Source organism: Rhizobium sp. RCC_161_2 (assembly GCF_041355235.1).
Classification (GTDB): domain Bacteria; phylum Pseudomonadota; class Alphaproteobacteria; order Rhizobiales; family Rhizobiaceae; genus Rhizobium.
This window is the reverse complement of the sequence record NZ_JBFUPL010000001.1, coordinates 444,404-464,090: the sequence shown is the minus strand read 5'-3', so window position 1 is coordinate 464,090 and position 19,687 is coordinate 444,404. Positions and strand designations below refer to the sequence as shown.

Genomic DNA, 19,687 nt, shown 5'->3' with positions numbered 1-19,687 from the left:
CTCATGGGGAATTCCCTTCTTCAGGCCTTCATAGACTGGACGGGCAAGATCGGGCTCAACTACGAGTTCCTCGCCAGCGGTTATGAGGCACAGATCTGGCGTGGTGGTTTTATCACCACGCTTTATCTCATTGTGCTGTTGATTCCGGTCAGTCTCGCTTTCGGCCTGCTGTTCGCGGCCATGCTGACATCCAGCCGCAAACTGGTATCCGCACCCGTCAGGGCATTCATCGAAATCACCCGCAATACGCCGACGCTGGTGCAGCTGATGTTCAGCTTCCTGGTGCTGAACACACTCGTCTCCAATGTCCTCGGCGGGGCACAGAACAATCCGCTCTCGCCGTTTTTCTGGGTCGTGGCCGTCGTCGGCCTGCATGTGGCCGCCCTGCATGCCGATGCCATTCGCGCCGGCATCGAAGCCGTGCCGGAGCAGACCGTGGAAGCCGCGCGCGCCATCGGCTTCACCCGCCTGCAGATACTGAGGTTCGTGGAAGCCCCCCTGGCGATCCGCGCATCCCTGCCGGCCCTCGTCAACAATCTGATCAATCTGGTTAAGCTCACCACCGTCGGCAATGCGATCGCGGTCAGCGAGATCACCTACGCCTCGATCATGGTCTGGACGCAGCGCGACAACGTCGTCGAGCTGATGATCGTCATTCTGCTGTTCTTCAGCGCCATCAACCTGGCGGTCGCCCGGATCGGCCATTGGGTCGAGAAGCGTCTCGCCGTGCCGGGATTCGGGGTGGGATCATGACGAACACGAAGATCATGTCCGCGTCGGCGCACAGCCGACTGCCATGGTTGTTCGGCGCGCTGATCGCTATTGCCGCCATCTGGCTTCTTGCCGATCTGTCGCTGCTGTCGACCCTTATCGAATGGCTGCCCTATCTCGGCACCGGCTTCCTGATGAATATCCTGATCAGCCTGCTCGCCATGGCGGGCGGCACGACGTTCGGCGTGATCCTCGGTATTCTGGAACTCGCGCCCCTGAAGATCGTCCGCTATCCGGTCGTCTTCTATGTGCAGGTTTTCCGCAATGCGCCGCATCTCGTGCTGATCTTCGCCACGACCTACATCTTCCCCTTCGAGATCGTGGTGGCCGGCCATTACCTGCCCTTCCCCGACTGGCTGAAGGCGGTGATCGGGCTTGCCATTCCGGCCAGCGCCTATGTCGCCGAGATCACGCGTGGCGCCATTCAATCGATCGCCACCACGCAATGGGAAGCGGCCAAGGGGCTCGGTTTTTCCCGGCTGCAAGCGCTGCGCTGGATTATCCTGCCGCAATGCGCCCGCCGCTCGCTGCCACCCTGGATGAACCTGTTTGCTTCCATCACCATGGGGACTGCGCTTGCCTCGCTCGTCGGCGTGCATGAACTCCTGCATGCCGCGACCGATGCTAGCACCGCCGTTCGGCGGCTGGATTTCACCGTGCTTGCCTATATCGTGGTGATGACGGCGTTCTTCGTTCTTTGCTATCCTATTTCCAGCCTGACGCGCCGCCTCGAGCGTCGCCTGAAAGTATGAGGAGCTGGGCATGAGCCAAGCCGCGACCAATCCGATCGTCGAACTGGCGGACGTGCACCTGTCCTTCGGACCCACCGAGGTGCTGAAGGGGATCGACTTGCAGGTGGCGCGAGGCGAAACCGTCTCGATCATCGGCCCTTCCGGATCCGGCAAGTCGACGATCCTGCGCTGCATCAACGCGCTGGTGACACCGCAATCCGGCCGCATCACCGTCAATGGCGCACGCGTCGACCAGATGACCAGCGAAACGGACAGGATCAAGCTTCGCCAGAAGATCGGCATCGTCTTCCAGCAGTATAATCTGTTCCCGCATCTGACGGTCATCGACAACATCACCCTCGCCCCGACGCGCATTCTCGGCGTCGACCGGGCCGAGGCAGAGCGTCACGCGAAGGATCTCCTTGCGCGCGTGCGTCTGTCTGAGAAGGCACAGATGTATCCGGGACAGCTCTCCGGCGGCCAGCAGCAGCGCGTTGCGATCGCCCGCGCGCTTGCCATGAAACCGGATCTCGTCTTGTTTGACGAAGTGACCTCCGCGCTCGATCCGGAAACCGTCGGCGAAGTGCTCGCCGTTATTCGCGATCTCGTCAAGGAGGGCATGACCAGCATTCTCGTCACGCACGAGATGCGGTTTGCCGAGGAAATCAGCGACGTCGTCGTCTTCACCGAAAACGGCCTCATCGTCGACAAGGGACCGCCCGAGCACATCTTCCAGAAGTCCGCAAATCCCCGCATCCGCCGCTTTGTCAACGGACTGGCGGGCGCCCGTGGCGCACTGGAAGACGGCGAAGGCATCTGAAAGGGATCGATTATGGACAAGGTCTTTCCGCTCACCACCGCCTTTGCCGAGGCCATCGTCTCGTCCGAACCTCTGAAGGATGCCGCCACCGTCCAGGCGGCTCGCACGGCAATGATCGACTGGCTTGCCTGCGCCTTTGGCGGCGCGCTTGATCGCACGACGCTTATCCTACTCGACCAGCTATCGCCCGGCGGCGGCAACGCGGTGATTGTCGGGCAAGAGCGCCGGACGGACGCCCTGACGGCCGCGCTGGTTAACGCCCATGCGGGGCATGTGCTTGACTATGACGACGTGCACTCAAGCGTCCGTGGTCATCCGACGACGGTGATCGTACCGGCCCTTCTGGCTCTTGCCTCCGAAACCCGGCTTTCCGCCGAACAATTGATCGCAGGCTACGTGGTCGGGCTTGAAGCCATGGCCCGCCTCGGGCTTTCGCTCGGCACCAAGCATTACGAGAACGGCTTCCATGCGACGGCGACGCTCGGCACGATCGGTGCGGCGGCGGCGGTTGCCCATGTGCTTGGCTATTCGGTCGAGGAGACCGCCGTGGCGCTCGGGCTCGCCGCAACCCATTCGAGCGGATTGCGCCTGCAGTTCGGTTATGACGCCAAACCCTACCACGCTGGCATGGCCGCGCGCTCCGGCCTCTTGTCCGCCAGGCTCGCCAAGGCCGGCCTAGGCGGCGCCAGGGACTTCCTCGACAATCCCATCGGCTTCTTCTCCGCCTTCGCCTTTGGCGAAGAGCGTCCGCAAGCCGCGTTGGAAAACTGGGGCTCGCCCTGGCAGATCGTCTCGCCCGGGCTGACACTCAAGGCCTTTCCCTGCTGCACAGCAAGCCATCCGGTCGGCGTGATCGGCATTCAACTGCATCAGGAAGGTTTGCGCGCGGACACGATCGAGTCCGTCACCATCACCTTCCCGCCGGGCGGCGATGCCGCGCTGGTGGTGACGAACCCGGTCAACGGGATCGATGCGCGCTTCAGCGCCGAATATGTCTTTGCGACCGCCTTGATCGACGGAGCGCTCCGGATCGACCATTTCGGCGAGACGCCGGTGCGCGAAGATCTAATGGCGGTCGCCCGCCGCGTGCGGCGACGCCATGACGAGACAGCCCCTCGCCTGTCCAGCAACCCGAAGACACGTTTCGTGATCGCGGATGTGCTTCTCACCAATGGCGAGCGCCTGACCCGCGAGTTCAAGGGGCTGCCCAGTGTCACCGACCCAACCGACAAATTCCGCGGCGCGACCGGCAACCATCCGGCCGTTTCAGCCGTTCCAGAGCTTGCAAGGGCGATGCGGAGCGAGGATGATCTCTATAGCCTCCTCGACATGCTCGGCCAGCACCTGACCTGATCTTTTTCCGTAATTCCAAGGCATGAAACCATGAGCAAGACCCGCAAGATCCATCTCGGCCTTTTCCTGCAGGGAGCCGGCCATCACGTCTCCGGCTGGCGCCATCCGGACGCCGAAGCCGGCAGCGAGAACTTCGACCTGCTGCGCCGCGTGGCGCAGATGGCGGAAGCGGCGAAGTTCGACATGCTGTTTCTGGCCGACGGTCTGACAAGCGGCGTCGACGCACACCCATCGATGATCGCGCGCTTCGAGCCGCTGACCCTGCTTGCTTCTCTTGCCATGGTCACCGACAAGATCGGCCTTGCCGCCACCGCGTCGACCACCTACGGCGAGCCCTATCATCTCGCCCGCGCCTTCGCCTCGATCGATCATCTGAGCCAAGGACGCGCTGCCTGGAACATCGTTACGACCTCCTATGCGCGCACGGCGGCCAACTTCTCCAAGAGCCATCCGGAGCACGATGAGCGCTATGCCGTCGCCGAGGAATTTGTGGATGTGGTACGCGGACTCTGGGACAGCTGGGACGACGGTGCCTTTCCGAAAGACAAGGAAAGCGGCGTCTATGCCGATCCCGCCAAAGTGCATGTGCTCGATCACAAGGGCAAGTATTACACCGTCAAGGGGCCGCTCAACATTCCGCGCTCCCCACAGGGGCAACCGGTCCTGATCCAGGCAGGCTCCTCCGGTCCGGGCCAGGATCTCGCCGCCCGCACCGCCGACATCGTCTTTACCGCGCAACAGAGCCTCGATGAGGCCCAGGCCTTCTACAAGAGCCTCAAGGGCCGGGTTGCCGGCTTCGGGCGCGATCCTGATAGCGTGGCGGTCATGCCGGGCTTCCTGCCGGTGATCGGCAGGACGGCGGCTGAGGCACGGGAGAAGCTCGACGTTCTGAACCGCTGGACGGAGATCAAGAGCGCCATGCCGCTTCTTGAAGAACGGATCGGCCATAGCCTCGCCGACTATGATCTCGACGGCCCGCTGCCGGACCTGCCGATTTCGGACCAGCTCCGCAGCCGCGCCGAACTCCTGACCGAACTAGCGCGTCGCGAAAAGCTGACGATCCGCGAGCTTGCCCTAAGGGTTGCCGCCGGCCGCGGCCATCATATCGTGCTTGGCACGCCGATCGAGATCGCCGAGCGCATGCAGCAATGGTTCGAAAACGGCGCCGCAGACGGCTTCAACGTCATGCCGCCCTTCTTTCCCGGCGGGCTTGAGGACTTCACCCGCGAAGTGGTGCCGATCCTTCAGGAAAAGGGCCTTTTCCGTAGGGAATACGAAGGCACGACCCTGCGGGATCATCTCGGCATTCCTCGGCCGACCCTCGGCTGAAGATACGCACACAGCCGTCCCTGCATCGAGTTCGAGGGCCTGCCTTCCAGATTGGAAGGCGGGCCTTTTTGCTGCCGATCAGACGCGTGCGGCGCCTGTGCCACGGACGTCCCGCAACGTTGATGCACGAGCGATCATCCGCCCGACAAAGAACACCAGCACAGCAGCTACCACGAGGCAGGCGGCAAGGAAGAACATTGGTGCGATCGTGCTTCCGGTCGCGTCCTTGATCCACGGCACGACATTCTGCGCGACGAAGCCTCCGAGATTGCCGATGGAGTTGATCGCCGCAAGACCAGCAGCTGCACCTGCTCCCTGCAGGAACCGCGACGGCAGGCTCCAGAAAACCGGCTGTCCGGCAAAGATGCCGGCTGCGGCAACGCAGAGGAATGCGAACTGCAGCGTATGGTTGGGAATGACCGCCGAGAGCACCAGGCACACGGCGCCTGTCAGTGCGGAGATGATGATGTAGGGCGTCTTGGATTCAGCCTTGTCCGCCATGGACGGAACAATGTAGAGGGCGATCGCGACGAGAACCCAGGGAATGATGTTCAGGAACCCGTTGGTGGTGTTGCTGACCCCAAAACCCTTGACGATGGTCGGAAGCCAGTAGCTGAGGCCATAGGCGGCCAGCGGAAAGCCGACATAGCAAATCGCCATCAGCAGAACGCGCGGATTGATCAGAGCTTTGAAGCCGTCCGACGCATGCTGTTCCATGCCTGCATTTTCAGCGGCAAGCCGATCCTTGAGCCACTTCTTTTCCTCAGTACTGAGAAAGGCTGCCTTCTCCGGCAGGTCGGACAGATAGAAGAAGGTCACGAAACCCGCGATAATGGCGGGAATACCCGTGACGATGAAGACCCATTGCCATCCGGCATGACCATAGAGGCCGTCCAGATCCAGCAGAACGCCACCGATAGGCGCCCCGATGGCATTGGCCACGGCGCTGAAAATCATGAACACTCCGACCATCCGGCCTCGATAGACGGAGGGATACCAGAGGGTCAGGAGATAGAGGACACCCGGAAAGAACCCCGCTTCGCAGGCACCGAGCAGGAAGCGCAGAATATAGAACATGGTCGGGTTCTGGGTATAGGCCAGCGCCACCGTAACGATACCCCACGACACCAGGATACGCGCAAACCACTTGCTCGCGCCGAACCTGTCAAGAAGCAGGTTGCTTGGAACTTCAAACAGGAAATAACCGATGAAAAAGAGCGAGGCGCCCAAACCATAGGCATATTCACTCATCCCCAGAGCATCAACCATCTGCAGTTTCGCATAGCTGACATTCTGACGATCGATATAGGCGATAAGATAGAGAATACCCAGAAAGGGCATGAGCCTCCAAGTGATCTTGGAGATAAGCTGTTTTTCATCAACCACGTCGTTTCCTCCCTAAAAACTGCGCTGTACCACGTACATAGCGCAACCCGGCGTTTATCAATCCAAACGTGATGGAAAAAACAAGATGCCCGCGCGAGTCCTACAGCGCCATCCACCGGCAATAGAGAAAGGTGCGACAGGTCACGAAACGCACCATCGGCGACCATTAGACCACAGTGTCTCTGGCGCGGTGCCATACAGGTTGAAAACCATGGTCGTGGGTTGACCCAGAAGGATTGAGACAAGCAAGATGGTTGTGGCACTCTATTTCGCCGCGGCGTCTGAGCCGGCGAATATGGAAGGCAGACCGCCAGGCATTCGACGCGCCGCAGAGCAAAAATAACCCCGAGTGCCAAGAGGATGTTCGTATGTTTCAAACACGTGATTACCCACTCGCTAATTCAGTGGAAGTTGTCACAGTTTGGCCGGATTCGCTCCTAAACGCTCGGGAGCTTGTTTAGCGCCTCATCAATCGCACGGGGCTAAAAAGAAGGGTAAGACGCAAACAACAAGAACAGTAGTGGGGAGTTGGCGCCGTCAAGGAAGGTCTCCGACAAAGGCTGAAAGCCGGGGGTGTCTATGTCGAATACACGCGACCGCCAATTGGACGGGCTGAGAACTTTTGCCGTCGCAATGGTTCTATACGCGCATTTCGTCGCGGCGGACGGAAACTTTTGGGGGCACCTCGGTGTCCGTCTCTTCTTTGTGATCAGTGGATTCCTGATTACACGACTGTTGCTGGACGCGCGCTCCGCCGTTCAATATGAGCCGTCCGCCGCGCTGAAATCATTCTACATCCGCCGCGCGTTGCGTATATTTCCTCCCTATTTCGCGATGCTGGGCTTCGTTTGGTTCGTCAACCTCGAGGGCGCCCGCGGCAGCCTGAAATGGCACGCGCTTTATCTATCGAACTACTGGTATGCCATTCGCGATCAATGGACGCCCTGGGTTCTATGCCACACCTGGAGCCTCAGCATAGAGGAGCAATTCTATATCGTCTGGCCGCTGGTGATGCTGCTGGCTCCACGCCGGATGATCGAACGGATCTGCGTTGCCGTCATTGTATGCTCAATCGCCTACCGCCTCTGTTGGCCGCTGACGGGAACCCCTTCGCTCATGCGCGATCTGCTTCCCTCCGCGTCGATGGACGCACTGGCCGCGGGCGCGCTGCTCGCGGCCTATCGCGGCAGGACCGATGCCTGGCCGCAATGGATGCGGCTGAGCTGGATGCCGCTTACGGTCGCGGCCGTCATCACACTATGGCTGAGATCAGAACCAACGACGCCGCTGCTTGACTGGACAGTCTGGATCGGCAGCGAAGTTTTCCCGCTCGTACCGCTTGTCATGCTGGTCGGATGCTGTTCGTCAGGCCTTGGAGGCCCTATTGGCCGGCTGCTCGAGCTCCCACCTATAATGACTATCGGACGCATCAGTTACGGCATCTACCTTTTCCATCCGATCGTCCTGTCCTTGATCGTCAAGGCTCAGCCCTGGATCCCGGTGAATGTCTCAGAACAGGGACCTGCCCGCTTCGTCATCGGCAGCACGGCCACCTTGATACTCGCCTCGATTTCCTGGGCGTTCTTTGAAAAGCCGCTCAATAGTCTCAAGCGCTATTTCCCTTACGTAGTCTCGAAAAACCATGTCCCTGCTCCGTCATCCGCAACCGTGGGCGGCCCAGATCTCCAATCTCCAATAAGCATGCGAGCCGAATAATGTCCGTACCACTGGTCTCCGTTCTGCTGCCTGTCTACAATGGTGAACTTTATCTTGCCGCGGCGATCGAAAGTATCCTGCGCCAGGATTATGAGCGCCTCGACGTCGTCGCCATCGACGACGGCTCCACCGATCGATCGCTGGATATCTTGCAACGGTATCAAAAGGCCGATGATCGCGTCCGCATCGTCTCGCGGGAGAACCGTGGCCTTATCGCAACCTTGAACGAAGGCATGACCCTGGTGAAAGGGGATCTTGTCGCCAGGATGGATGCCGACGACATTTCCTATTCGACGCGCTTCTCGCGACAGGTTTCCTTGTTCGCGCAGCAGCCCGAACTTGCGATCAGTGGCACGGGCATCGATCGGCTCATCGGCGACCGCGTCGTGCGGGGCACGCAAAACCCGATCCATCTTTCCGCGGACTGGCATGTACTGTCGATGTTCTACACCGTCTTCATGCACTCGACCGTGATGTACAACCGTAATGTCGTTCCTCAAGACATGCTGATGTATGACGCAAGCTATGTACATGCGGAAGACTTCGATCTGTTCCGACGGATTACGCGAGAGTTTCCGGCCGCCATGATCGACGAGAGCCTGGTTGCATACCGCATTCACGACGAGAGCGTCACCAACAAGCATAAACGGCAAATGCGCCGTACCCATCTGAAAATCGCCGCCGAGAACCTTCTGAAAGAATCCCTGATCGACGATCCTGACGCTCTTCATGACATCGGTGTGGTGGTGACACCGGACACGGTTGGCCGCGTCGCCGACTGTCTTGTCTCCATGGAAGAGAAAATCGCGGCTCGCAGCGAGGCATCGTCGTCAAGCTATGAAGATGGCGCTTTGTGCTTCTTCTACTTCCTCTACCAGCTCATCGCTGACGAGAAGCAACCACAACTGACGCACGCATTCCTGACGCGCACTGGAAAATGGCACCTTATCCGGCGCCGGGAACGATACGGCCTTCGCGCCGGCGCCTATGCGCCATGGTGCAGCCGCATCTGGAGCGAGGCAAGCACCCAGCTGGACGCGCTGGCACGGTATCGACAATCAGTGCCTATCAAAGCGGTGCCGCCGCTTCAGGGTCTCGCATAGCATGGCCGGGGGGCGCACCGACATAGTGCGAGAGCACGAGCGGGAAGCAGTCAAGGTTCCATCCTCTTGCGGAGGCCACGATCCCGTGGCGAGCTTTATCGTCTGCACCCGCAACCGCGCCGCAGCGCTCGAAGCCTGCATCCGGTCGATCGAGGTCGCCTGCCGCTCGCATGCGACGATGGCGAGCGAACTTGTGGTGGTCGACAATGGCTCGACCGACGATACCGCCGAGCGTCTGGCCCATATCGCTGCAACCTCGAGCATGACGATCATACCCGTAACGGAATCGCGCCGCGGTTTAGCGGCCGCCCGCAATACGGGGATGGAGCAGTCGCGAGGCCAGATCTTGATTTTCATCGACGATGACTGCGAGATCGACGACCGCTATTTGCAAGACCTGGAGCGGCACTATGTAACCGGCGAGCAATATATCATTCGGGGCGGCCGCGTCGAACTCGGCAGCACCCGGGATCTGCCCTTCACGATCAAGCGATCGCCGGAGCGCGCATTTTTCAGCCCGGACGTCCATCCCGGCGGCTTCATACTGGGTTGCAACATGACCATGCCCCGCGAAGTCGCCATGCACGTCGGTCTCTTTGATGAGCGGTTCGGCGCCGGCGCCGCCCTGCAATCCGCCGAGGATACCGATTATCTGGTCCGCGCCTTCCAACTCGGCATCCCGATCGAATATGTGCCCGACATGACTGTTTTCCATTATCATGGGCGGGATACACGCGACGCGATCGAGCGGCTTCATCGAAGCTACAGCCTTGGAAACGGAGGGCTTTGCCTGAAGCACATGTTCAAGGCACCGTGGTTGCTTCGTCACTTTTGCTGGACCCTTCGGTCGGCATGGCAGGAGCTGTTGGGTGGATCTCGTTTTGACCCGGAAGTCTCTCTATCGCACTGGCCGATCATATTCATGAATTTGCTGGGCGCCGCCGAATTCGTGCGTCTCACTGTGACCGGCCGGCGGGAGCAGCCAGACGTAAACCAGATCAAACAGGCAGCTCGTTCGCTGAGGTGATATCCGCCATGCTGAAATTCTTCCTGCCAGGCCTGCAGCTATTGCGCCACGCATTGGGTCGGCAAACACGCCTGCTTCCGATCGTGATCATTTTGGGGCTAAGCAGCGCGGTGCTGGAAGGCGCAGGCATCGGCCTGATTATTCCCATGCTCGGCATCATAGGCGGCCAGAAGGATCCGTCTGGAATGGGTGGCCTCTCCGCCGCATTCCAACAGGTGGGATCCAGCCTGGATGATCGGCAAAGGTTGCTGGTCATCGCGACTGCCGTGCTTGCACTGATCACCCTGAAGAATGTTCTGGCCTTCGCAAATACCGTGCTGACCAATTTCATCTACGGCAAAGCCGGTCATGCGATCCGAAGCGCACTCGCAGACCAGCTTTTGAAGATCGGATACCCGTTCTTCCTGCAGGAAAGCCCGGGGCGGCTGCTGAACATCATTTCCAATGAATCATGGCGAGCGTCGGATGCGATACAGACAGCGCTTGCGGCCATCGTGAACGCATCGGCCGCCATCATTCTTTTGGCCTTCCTGCTGCTTCTGTCATGGCAAATGACACTCTGCGTCGCCGTTGGCCTCGTCCTAGTCCAGATCGCGCATGCGGTCCTGTCGGCCCGGCTCAAACTGCCCAGCCGCGATGTCACCTCCTTCAACAACGAGCTTGCCACCAGAATGCTTCATCTTGTTCATGCCGGACGACTCATCCGCATATTCGGGCAGGAAGAGCGCGAGAAAACCATATTCGACGGGGCGTCAAATGCCGTGCGAAAGGCGGGGTTCGTCCTCCAGACCCGGCAGGGCGTCTTGCCGCCGCTGACCGAAGTGCTGCATTCGGCGCTCTTCCTGGCGGTGGTCGTGAGCGCATGGCTCTGGGGCATAAGCTTTCCGATCATCGTTGCTTTCGTGGTGCTGCTCTACAGGCTACAGCCGCATGTGCGCGCCTTGCAGCAAGCATGGAGCCAGGTGCTGGGCTGGAGCGGTTCCCTGGAAGAGGTCCGATGGCTACTGGATTCCTCCGACAAGCCCAAGCCGCCGACGGGACACGAAGCTGCACATGAACTCCGCCAGCATATCAAATTCGACCGGGTGACCTTCAAATATCCAGGCTCCAGCTCCCGGCCCCTGGTGTTGCGCTCCGCCAGCTTCGAAATCCGCCAGGGTTGCTCGACGGCGATCATCGGCCGGTCTGGCGCCGGAAAGACGACGATCGTCAATCTTCTCAGCCGGTTTGTCGAGCCTGACGACGGCGACATTCTTATCGACGGATTGCCATTGAGCCGGATCGACCCGACCCAGTGGCGAGGTAGAATTGCGCTTGCCAGCCAGGATCTGGAGCTTGTGGACGGCACGATCCTGGAAAATATCACCTACGGACAAAATGCCTCGCTCGCCGAGGCGGAGAGCGCAGCCAGGTTTGCCGAGGCGCACGAATTCATCGAGAAGCTGCCCGACGGATATGAAACGGTCGTCGGCTACAGGGGAGCAAGCCTTTCAGCGGGCCAACGGCAGCGAATAGCGCTGGCGAGGGCGCTTGTCCGTGATCCCGATATCCTGATCCTTGACGAGGCCACCAACGCCGTGGACGGATTGTCGGAAGCGGCCATTGTTGAGACCCTGAAGTCGAGAGCCGGTCGCCGCACGACCATCGTCATCAGCCATCATCGCAGCACCATTTCATTCTGCGACGAAATCGTCATCCTCGGCGGTGGCCGCGTCCGTAACCAGACCCCGTTTGCCGCCGTCGCCTCCTTGAGCATGGATCAGCTTTACGAGCATGGGGTGCTCGAGAAGCATTAGTATCCGAGGAAGAAAATGATATCAAATGCGATGCTATGCGCGAATAGGTTCATCGGCATGCTGATCGTTATTCCCTCTCCCAGGCCGAAAGTGAGGGTACGGAGGCAATCAGGTCGCGCGTATAGAGATGTTGCGGCTGATCGAAAATCTGCTCCACCGATCCGGTTTCGACAACCACGCCATCCTTCATGACGGCGATGCGATGGCTCATATGCTGCACCACGCCGAGATCATGAGAGATGAAGACCATCGACAATCCTAACCGCCCCTGGAGATCGACCAGCAGATCCAGCACCTGGGCCTGGGTCGTGACATCCAGCGCGGAAACAGGCTCGTCGCAGATCAGCAGTTTCGGTTCGGCCGCAAGCGCCTGGGCGATGGACACACGCTGCCGCTGCCCACCTGACAAGGTGTTCGGCCGGCGCCCAAGAAGCTCCGGCGACAGGCCGACCAGTTCGATCAGCTCCGCTATCCTCCGCCGCCGCGCCGCCCAGTCGAGCTTCCCGCGCAGCCGTAGTGGCTGGTCTATGATCCGCTCCACGGTGAAGCGCGGATCGAAAGAGCTGAGAGGGTCCTGACTGATAGTCTGGATCAAGCTGCGCAGGGGCCGCCGCTTGGCTTCCGGAAGTGCGCTCCACGGCTTGCCTTCGAAGAGCACGTCGCCATTGACCGCGTGTCGCAGCCCCAGCGCCACCTTGCCGAGAGTCGTCTTGCCGGAACCGGACTCGCCGACGATGCCGAGTGTTTCACCCCGGCCAACGTCGAGCGAAACCTGCCGGACCGCTTCGAACCAGCTGCCGTCGGGTCGCTCGAAACTCACCGAGACATTACGGATCTCCAGGAGCGGCGTTTCAGCCTCCGCGACCTCCCGGCGGATGGGCGCGCCTTCGCTTGCGCTGAGCCAGCGGCCACGGGTCGCGGCCGTTGGCACGGCGGCCAGCAGGCGGCGCGTATAATCATGCAGCGGCGCGGACAGCACTTCCCGCGCCGGACCAGCTTCCACCAATTGACCGTTCTGCATCACGACCACACGGTCGGCGAGCTGCGCTGCAACCGCGAGATCATGCGTGATGATGAGAACGGCATGACCCGCCTGCGCCAGCTCCTTGAAAACCGCGAGGACCTGCCGCTGCACCGTCACATCCAGTGCCGTGGTCGGCTCGTCGGCGATCAGCAGGCGCGGCTGCGCGGCCAGCGCCGAAGCGATCAGCGCTCTTTGCCGCAAGCCGCCGGACAACTCATGCGGATACTGGGCGGCGCGAACTTTCGGATCGGGGATGCCGGCGCGGCCGAGCCGTTCTTCGACACGCTCAGCCACTTGCGATCGAGGCAGCAAACGGTGCGCCAGGATCGGTTCGGCAACCTCGCGACCGACCGTGCGCAAGGGATCAAGGGAGACCAGGGCATCCTGCAGGACAAAGCCAATCTCTCGCCCGCGAAGCTGACGCCAGGATCGTTCGGAAAGGCCCAGAAGATCCAGCGCTTGTCCATCATGGCCAACAAGCGTCATCGCTTCCGCCCGGACGTCGGCCCGGGAGCCGGCAAGCCCGACGAGCGCACGTGCCGTCACCGATTTTCCCGACCCGGATTCACCGACGAGCGCGAGGATTTCTCCGGCTGCGATTTGAAAGGAAACGTCCCTCACCGCCTGAACCCGCCCGCGCGGCGTCGGAAAGGTTACGCTCAGCCCCTTTACCTCCAATAGCACGGGGCTTGAAGGAACAGCCGCGAAATGGCCCCGCAGGATGGTGTTATCCAGGTTCAACGGGCTTCCCCCTTTGAGAAGAGGTTCTGCAGCCGGCGGCCGAGAAGGGTGATTGAGATCACGGAGATGGCGACGACCGTCGCCGGCAGCAGGCTAGTCCAGGGGGCGATGTCGAGGAAATTGCGTCCGTTTGCCAGCAACGCGCCCCATTCCGGTGCCGGCGGCACGACGCCGAGGCCGAGAAAGCTCAGCGCCGACGCGGAGAGGACGGAACTCCCGACCCCGATCGTCGCCAGGATCAGCAGCGGACGGATAGTGTTTGGTACGATATGCCGGGTGACGATCGTCCAGGGATGCTCGCCGAGCGTGATAGCGTGCTCGACATAGCCCGAAAGCTTCACCTGCATCACCTGCGAGCGGACCAGCCGCGCATAGGAGGCGACACTGGAAAAACCGACGGCAAGCAGCGTGTTCAAAGGCCCGCGTCCAAGTACGGCGATCACCAGTAGCGCCAGTAGTATTTCGGGAAAGGCAAGGAGAATGTCGATCAGGCGCACCAGAATGCGGCTGACGGCCCTCGGCGCAAGTGCTGCTGCCGTGCCGAGCAGTATACCGCCGAGAGTGGCGATCAAGGTGGCGCCGATTCCGATCGCAAGCGATAGCGATGTTCCATGTACAACACGCGAAAACAGGTCGCGCCCGAGTTCGTCGGTCCCAAACCAATGCCGCAAATCCGGCGGCATCAATATTCCATCCGTATCCACCGCTTCGGGGTCGAAAGCTGTGAACCATTGCGGCTCCCAGATGGCGATGGCGAGAACCACCACGATGGCAAGCGGAACGAGCAGGCCAGGAGCCAGCCAGGGATTGGCGCCGACACCACCATCTTTACGCCGGCGTAGCGCCACATCGAACAATTCCGCGCTGCTCATTGTGGCACTCTCCGTAGACGAGGATCGATCAGCAGATAGAGGGCATCGACCAGCAGGTTGATGATGACGAAGACGCAGGCCGACAGCATTACCAGCCCCAGCACCAGCGGCATGTCGCGGGTCTTGATCGCCTGCAGCGTGATCTGGCCGATGCCGGACCGGCCGAACACCGTTTCGGTGAGGATGGAGCCGCCGAGCGTGCTGGCAAACAAGGTGCCGGTCAGCGTGGACGCGGCGAGCGCGGCATGGCGCAGACCGTGGCGAAATCGCAGGAGGGTTTCGCCGACGCCGCGGGCGCGCACCGTCAGCGCGAAGGGTTGCGACAGAGCCTCCTCCAGGCCATCGCGCAGAACCTGGCTCAACAACGCGGTCAAGGGCAGGCTGAGCGCAATCGCCGGCAGCACGAGCGAGGCAAATCCATCGTTGCCGGTGACTGGGAACCATTGCAGTTGAAAACTGAACAGCGACAAAAGCACGATGCCGATCCAGTAGACCGGCGTGCTCAGCAGGATCAGCTCGAGACCGGAAAGCGTCACCGCCAGCCCTCGCCTGCGGCCTGCCGTCGCCAGGGCGATGGTTACCGCCAGGCTGAGCGCGATGATGATGGCACTGCCCGCCAGTTGCAACGTAGGACCGGCAGCCTCCGCTATGACGGCGATGACAGGCTGCCGGTATTGATAGCTCTCCCCGAAATTGCCGAGCAGCGCATTGCCGATATAGCGCGCATATTGCAGCACCAGCGGCTGATCTAGCCCATATTGATGGACCAAAGCTGCCCGCTCGGCCGCATCGACGACATTCTCGCCGCCGGAGAGGATCGAGACCGGGTCACCAGGAATGAGCTTGACGGCGATGAAGGCGATCGTCGCCGCGCCCCACAACACGGCGACGATCACACCCAGCCGCCTTGCGACGGCATGGATCAGGTTAGGGGTTGAGCCAGGCATCATAGAAATTCGGTTTGGCGTTGGTGGCCCAGCTAATGCCGAGAAGCTTCTTGGAGGCGCCCAGCTGATAGGCGGCGACATAGCGCGGCACCGCATAGGCCTCGTCGATGATCTCCGTCTGGATCTCGGCGTAGAGCCGCTTGCGCTCCGCATCGCTCGCGCCGATCGCCTTGCTCAGCTTTTCGTCAAGACTGCTGACGCGCGCATAATTCGCGCCGTTTGGCGGGGCATAGGCCGAGTGAAATACCGTGCGCAGAATGTCCGGTTCGGCGCGCACATAAAAGAGCGAAACAAGGTCGTAATCATTGGCATTGGCGCGAGCGGTGAAACCACCGGCATCGGTAGGATCGAGCTGTAAATCAAAACCGGCCTGACGCACCTGATACTGAGCCGCCTGCGCAAGCGTAATATCGGAGTCGCCGACCTGGGCGCTGTCATAGACGTAGTGAAGCGTCAGGCGCTGGCCGTCCTTCTTGCGAATGCCGTCGGTATCCTTCTCCTTCCAGCCGGCTTCATCGAGCAGGCGGTTCGCCTTGGCGAGATCAAAGCCCCATTTGCCGCCGAGGCGGGGCTGGTAATAGAGCGTCGAAGGCCCGAGAATATTGTCGGCCGGCTTCAACGTGCCGAAGTAGGCAGCCTTGACGGCTGCGGCGACATTTACCGCGCTCTGGAACGCCTGGCGAACCTTGACGTCCCGGAAAGGCCCCTTCGAGATATTCAGGAGAAAGGCACTGGTAACGCCCGGGTTCTCCTTCGTGACGACCTGCAATTTGCCATTGCTCTGCACGGAGCGGAAATTGGCGGGCGGAACCGCGTCGATGGCGTCGACTTGTCCGCTCGCGAGAGCACCGAGGCGAACGGATGCTTCCGGCAGGTATTTGAAATCGATCTCATTGAAATGAGCCGGCCCCTTGTGGGCGGCGTAGCCGGGTCCCCAATTGTAATCGGCGCGCCGGGTCAGCTTGCTGCCGCTGCCCTTGACAAAACTATCGAGGACAAAGGCTCCGGAGCCGACAACGGTATTGGTGGTGCTGGTCGCCTTCTGCAGATAGGTCGGGGACTGGATCCCTAGATATGGCAGGCTGAGCCCCTGCAGCAGCGGCGCGAAGGACTGGCGATAGCTGATCACGACGGTATTCGCATCCGGCGCCTCGATCTTGTCGATCGGACCGAGCAGCGACTTTGCATAGCTCGAAGTCGTCTTCGGATCGAGGATACGATCGAAATTATACTTCACCGCCGCCGCATCGAGCGGTGTGCCGTCGCTGAAGGTCACGCCCGGCCGCAGATGAAAGGTATAGACCGTATTGTCGCCGCTGATCTCCCAGCGCTCGGCCAGCCAGGGCGTGAAGCTGTTGTCCTCAGCCTGACCGACCAGCGAGTCGACAATATTGCGGGTGATGACGGCGGTAATCGAACTGCCGGTGATAGACGGATCGATAATCGCAGTGTCCGTTCCCAAGCCAACCCTAAGGATGCCACCATCGACCGGCTTGGCGCCCTCGGACGCCGCCCAGACATGGGAGCTGGCGAGCGAAAGGAAAGAGAAGGCAACGACCGCGCGGATGCTGCTTCTTAACGAAACTCCAAAGACTGCACGCCCCATATTCTAAGCCCCGATATTGGAAACGATCAAAATTGACCGGCCCTGCCAGCGTGCAAACCTGCAACGCAGCGGCAATCCCGTGCTTGGAATATTGTCTATAAAATTAGTGGACTAAAGGCATTCTGGTTCTTTTGACGCGACGTTCGCAAAATACCGTTTCAAACTTACGCCGACCATCTATCCGCCGAAGGCCGTCTGGCCTCCGGTCGCAGTGGCTTAACCTGCCACGAGGCAAGATCGAGCCAGTATCGGATTTTAGGCGACGCGCTCGAAGCGGGTACGGATATGTTCGATATAATGCTGGCCGGGCGACGGTGCCTTGACCATGGCGATAGCGGCCTTTTCCGGAACGCCGGCAAACAGGCGTTCCTCGCCGTTTTTGAAGCGAATATAAAGACGTCCGTCCTCGGGGTGGAAAGCGACGGATTTAATAATTTTCGATGAAACTGGAAACTCTTTCATAGCGCCCTCTTCTTTGAAACGGTTATGCCATGAAAATCCCAACATCGCGTGAAGTGACCTAGTTAAAGAAGAGTAGTCTGCAACCATCAGTTTTTATCGAACGGCGGAGGCGACGGCTTGACGGGCTAGACCTGACCCTATTTCGGGGCGGAATTTGTCAGTCGCCTAGATGGGGAGAACGAGCCGCCGCCTGCCCAGCAGGTGCAAGACGGCGGCCGCAATCAGCGCAACCATCGAAATGCCTGCCGACAAGTAGAGCGCACCGGCTTGTCCGAAACCGTCTATGACGAATGCATAGATCACGGGTGCCGTGGCAGAGAGAACGAAGCTCGGCGCGATCAGGCTTCCCACCACCGAGCCGTAGCTGCGGGGATCGAACAGGATGAGCGGAAGCGTGCCACGGGTGATCGTCAGCAGTCCATTGCCGATGCCGTAGAGAGCTGCAAAGACGATGGCGGCGACTATCGATTTGCCGGCAAATAGACCGGCGACAAAGGCCACCGGAAGCATCAGGGATGCCAGAAGAGTAAGCGTAAACGGATCGATCTCGCGGCCGAAAAGCACCTCGCAGAGGCGTGCGAGAGATTGCCCGACGCCGCGCGAAGCGGCGATCCAAACGGCTGCCGACGCAGCCAGACCAAGACCGGTCAGGATACCGATCATATGGGCGGACATGCCGGCGTTCAGGAAATTGGCAAGGCCGATCAGCAATGCGTAGAGCCTGCCGAAGACGATGACCTCCCGAGGATCGGTTGCGAGCGGCGGAGAATGCGCAGCGGTCTCGGACGAGGCTTCCGTCCGCTCTTCCGGGATTGCCAGATAGAGCGGGATCGTTAATAGAGCGAGGCCGCCATAGACGGCAACGGCGCCGCGCCAACCGAACGTGACGGCAAGGAAGTGACCGACCGGCCAGAAGGTGGCGGAGGCAAGGCCGCCCAACAGGGTGATCTGGGACATGGGGCGCCGGGCCCTGAGACCGCCGATCCGTGCGAGCGCGGCAAATGCCGCATCATAAAGGGTGAGCCGCATGGCGATGCCGAGACAGATCCAGGCAGCGCAATACCCCAGCAGCGTCTCGCAGATGGCGAGCGCGAAACATCCGATCGCGGTCAGCACAGCCCCCGCGACCATCACTTTTCGTCCACCCAGACGATCGATCGAGCGCCCGGCAAGCGGCGAGACCACGCCCATCGCCAACAGCCCTATCGCAAATCCGCCATGGATGATCTCGCTTGACCAACCAAGATCGGCAGCCATCAACTTGTCGAATACGCCGATCAGGTAATAGGTAACACCCCAGGCGACGAGCTGCGATAACGCAAGGCACAGGATCGTCCTGCCGGAAATCACCGATCCGTTTCCGGTTTGTTTTGCGCCGGCGTCGTCTGGTCGCCCTCCCCCAATGCCCGTTGCATCAGCACCGTATCCACCCATCGGCCAAGCTTGAAGCCGGCGGACTTGAACGTCCCGATGGGCTGGAACCCCATCCGGCGATGCAGCGCGAGCGAACCTGCATTGCCGCTATTGCCAATGACGGCCAGCATTTGTCGCCATGGCCCCTTCTCGCAGCGGGCAATGAGTTCCTGGAGAAGCGCGCTGCCGACACCCCGGCCGCCGAGACCATCCGCGACATAAACCGAATCCTCGATCGAGAAACGATAGGCGGGGCGAGGCCGATAGGCGGTCGCATAGCTGTAGCCGACGATCTCGCCATTCAATTCGGCAACGAGATAGGGTAGCCCGATGGCGAGCACGGATGCCCGACGCGACCGAAGCTCGTCGGCCGATGGTGGCACCTCCTCGAATGTCGCCAGTCCGTGGAGAACATGATACGTATAGATGTCGCGTATGGCCTCCATATCCCCATCGCTGGCATCGCGAATGACGGGCCGATCCCGCTCAATGAATATGTCTCGGTCTTCCAAGGTCTGCTCGCTTTTCATTGCTCAATCTTTTCTCAACACGCCGTTGTCTTTAACGACGCCGCATCATGGAGAACGGCA

At 60.6% G+C, this 19,687-nt stretch carries 17 protein-coding genes; 9 read left to right on the top strand and 8 right to left on the bottom strand.

What is annotated here, in order from left to right:
* Nucleotides 1-3 precede the first annotated feature (3 nt).
* From AB6803_RS02045 to AB6803_RS02025, 5 genes are read left to right on the top strand one after another with little or no spacing between them, the layout of a single operon-like run.
* On the top strand, nucleotides 4-753 hold the full coding sequence (locus tag AB6803_RS02045; RefSeq protein WP_371107292.1) for an amino acid ABC transporter permease: 750 nt from the start codon (nucleotides 4-6) through the stop codon (nucleotides 751-753).
* A complete protein-coding gene (locus AB6803_RS02040) occupies nucleotides 750-1,523 on the top strand; it encodes an amino acid ABC transporter permease (RefSeq protein ID WP_371107291.1) in 774 nt (257 codons plus the stop codon). The genes AB6803_RS02045 and AB6803_RS02040 overlap by 4 nt, the downstream gene beginning before the upstream one ends.
* A 10-nt stretch (nucleotides 1,524-1,533) precedes the next feature.
* Nucleotides 1,534-2,322, top strand: a complete 789-nt coding sequence (locus tag AB6803_RS02035) for an amino acid ABC transporter ATP-binding protein (RefSeq protein ID WP_371107290.1) — start codon at nucleotides 1,534-1,536, stop codon at nucleotides 2,320-2,322.
* Between the two features lie 12 nt (nucleotides 2,323-2,334).
* Nucleotides 2,335-3,675, top strand: coding sequence for an MmgE/PrpD family protein (locus AB6803_RS02030; protein ID WP_371107289.1), 1,341 nt, complete (start codon nucleotides 2,335-2,337; stop codon nucleotides 3,673-3,675).
* Between the two features lie 30 nt (nucleotides 3,676-3,705).
* Nucleotides 3,706-5,004 (top strand): LLM class flavin-dependent oxidoreductase, encoded by a 1,299-nt coding sequence (locus AB6803_RS02025; protein WP_371107288.1) that lies wholly within the window; start codon nucleotides 3,706-3,708, stop codon nucleotides 5,002-5,004.
* 78 nt (nucleotides 5,005-5,082) lie between these two features.
* On the opposite strand, the gene AB6803_RS02020 is transcribed toward AB6803_RS02025, so the two are convergent.
* Entirely contained in the window at nucleotides 5,083-6,390 is a 1,308-nt protein-coding gene (locus AB6803_RS02020; RefSeq protein ID WP_371107287.1) for an MFS transporter, read from the bottom strand.
* Nucleotides 6,391-6,969: 579 nt separating this feature from the next.
* Between AB6803_RS02020 and AB6803_RS02015 the strand changes: the two genes are divergently transcribed.
* From AB6803_RS02015 to AB6803_RS02000, 4 genes are all read left to right on the top strand, one after another.
* Entirely contained in the window at nucleotides 6,970-8,106 is a 1,137-nt protein-coding gene (locus AB6803_RS02015) for an acyltransferase family protein (RefSeq protein ID WP_371107286.1), read from the top strand.
* Nucleotides 8,106-9,209, top strand: a complete 1,104-nt coding sequence (locus tag AB6803_RS02010) for a glycosyltransferase family 2 protein (protein ID WP_371107285.1) — start codon at nucleotides 8,106-8,108, stop codon at nucleotides 9,207-9,209. The genes AB6803_RS02015 and AB6803_RS02010 overlap by 1 nt, the downstream gene beginning before the upstream one ends.
* Nucleotides 9,210-9,294: 85 nt before the next feature.
* Nucleotides 9,295-10,236, top strand: coding sequence for a glycosyltransferase family 2 protein (locus tag AB6803_RS02005; protein WP_371107284.1), 942 nt, complete (start codon nucleotides 9,295-9,297; stop codon nucleotides 10,234-10,236).
* Nucleotides 10,237-10,244: 8 nt separating this feature from the next.
* Nucleotides 10,245-12,032 carry an ABC transporter ATP-binding protein gene (locus AB6803_RS02000; protein ID WP_371107283.1) on the top strand — a complete coding sequence of 596 codons (1,788 nt, stop codon included), beginning with the start codon at nucleotides 10,245-10,247 and terminating at the stop codon, nucleotides 12,030-12,032.
* A 67-nt stretch (nucleotides 12,033-12,099) separates the two neighbouring features.
* Here the strand turns inward: AB6803_RS02000 and AB6803_RS01995 are convergent, their stop codons facing one another.
* The 7 genes from AB6803_RS01995 to AB6803_RS01965 form a co-directional block, all read right to left on the bottom strand.
* On the bottom strand, nucleotides 12,100-13,797 hold the full coding sequence (locus AB6803_RS01995) for a dipeptide ABC transporter ATP-binding protein (protein WP_371107282.1): 1,698 nt from the start codon (nucleotides 13,795-13,797) through the stop codon (nucleotides 12,100-12,102).
* Nucleotides 13,794-14,669, bottom strand: a complete 876-nt coding sequence (locus AB6803_RS01990) for an ABC transporter permease (RefSeq protein WP_371107281.1) — start codon at nucleotides 14,667-14,669, stop codon at nucleotides 13,794-13,796. Before AB6803_RS01990 ends, AB6803_RS01995 begins: the two co-directional genes overlap by 4 nt.
* Entirely contained in the window at nucleotides 14,666-15,619 is a 954-nt protein-coding gene (locus tag AB6803_RS01985) for an ABC transporter permease (RefSeq protein ID WP_371107280.1), read from the bottom strand. Before AB6803_RS01985 ends, AB6803_RS01990 begins: the two co-directional genes overlap by 4 nt.
* Nucleotides 15,597-17,222, bottom strand: coding sequence for an ABC transporter substrate-binding protein (locus AB6803_RS01980; RefSeq protein ID WP_371107279.1), 1,626 nt, complete (start codon nucleotides 17,220-17,222; stop codon nucleotides 15,597-15,599). The genes AB6803_RS01985 and AB6803_RS01980 overlap by 23 nt, the downstream gene beginning before the upstream one ends.
* A 255-nt stretch (nucleotides 17,223-17,477) precedes the next feature.
* Entirely contained in the window at nucleotides 17,478-17,684 is a 207-nt protein-coding gene (locus tag AB6803_RS01975) for a KTSC domain-containing protein (protein ID WP_371107693.1), read from the bottom strand.
* Between the two features lie 165 nt (nucleotides 17,685-17,849).
* Nucleotides 17,850-19,034 (bottom strand): MFS transporter, encoded by a 1,185-nt coding sequence (locus tag AB6803_RS01970; protein ID WP_371107278.1) that lies wholly within the window; start codon nucleotides 19,032-19,034, stop codon nucleotides 17,850-17,852.
* Nucleotides 19,031-19,627 (bottom strand): N-acetyltransferase family protein, encoded by a 597-nt coding sequence (locus AB6803_RS01965; protein WP_371107277.1) that lies wholly within the window; start codon nucleotides 19,625-19,627, stop codon nucleotides 19,031-19,033. Before AB6803_RS01965 ends, AB6803_RS01970 begins: the two co-directional genes overlap by 4 nt.
* Nucleotides 19,628-19,687 lie beyond the last annotated feature (60 nt).

What these genes read in the sequence shown, in the direction of transcription:
- AB6803_RS02035 (WP_371107290.1), top strand. Translation starts at nt 1,534, where the DNA reads ATGAGCCAAGCCGCGACCAATCCGATCGTCGAACTGGCGGACGTGCAC.
- AB6803_RS02025 (WP_371107288.1), top strand. Translation starts at nt 3,706, where the DNA reads ATGAGCAAGACCCGCAAGATCCATCTCGGCCTTTTCCTGCAGGGAGCC.
- AB6803_RS02030 (WP_371107289.1), top strand. Translation starts at nt 2,335, where the DNA reads ATGGACAAGGTCTTTCCGCTCACCACCGCCTTTGCCGAGGCCATCGTC.
- AB6803_RS02000 (WP_371107283.1), top strand. Translation starts at nt 10,245, where the DNA reads ATGCTGAAATTCTTCCTGCCAGGCCTGCAGCTATTGCGCCACGCATTG.
- AB6803_RS01965 (WP_371107277.1), bottom strand. Translation starts at nt 19,627, where the DNA reads ATGAAAAGCGAGCAGACCTTGGAAGACCGAGACATATTCATTGAGCGG.
- AB6803_RS01985 (WP_371107280.1), bottom strand. Translation starts at nt 15,619, where the DNA reads ATGATGCCTGGCTCAACCCCTAACCTGATCCATGCCGTCGCAAGGCGG.
- AB6803_RS01980 (WP_371107279.1), bottom strand. Translation starts at nt 17,222, where the DNA reads ATGGGGCGTGCAGTCTTTGGAGTTTCGTTAAGAAGCAGCATCCGCGCG.
- AB6803_RS02010 (WP_371107285.1), top strand. Translation starts at nt 8,106, where the DNA reads ATGTCCGTACCACTGGTCTCCGTTCTGCTGCCTGTCTACAATGGTGAA.
- AB6803_RS01975 (WP_371107693.1), bottom strand. Translation starts at nt 17,684, where the DNA reads ATGAAAGAGTTTCCAGTTTCATCGAAAATTATTAAATCCGTCGCTTTC.
- AB6803_RS02040 (WP_371107291.1), top strand. Translation starts at nt 750, where the DNA reads ATGACGAACACGAAGATCATGTCCGCGTCGGCGCACAGCCGACTGCCA.
- AB6803_RS02015 (WP_371107286.1), top strand. Translation starts at nt 6,970, where the DNA reads ATGTCGAATACACGCGACCGCCAATTGGACGGGCTGAGAACTTTTGCC.
- AB6803_RS01990 (WP_371107281.1), bottom strand. Translation starts at nt 14,669, where the DNA reads ATGAGCAGCGCGGAATTGTTCGATGTGGCGCTACGCCGGCGTAAAGAT.
- AB6803_RS02045 (WP_371107292.1), top strand. Translation starts at nt 4, where the DNA reads ATGGGGAATTCCCTTCTTCAGGCCTTCATAGACTGGACGGGCAAGATC.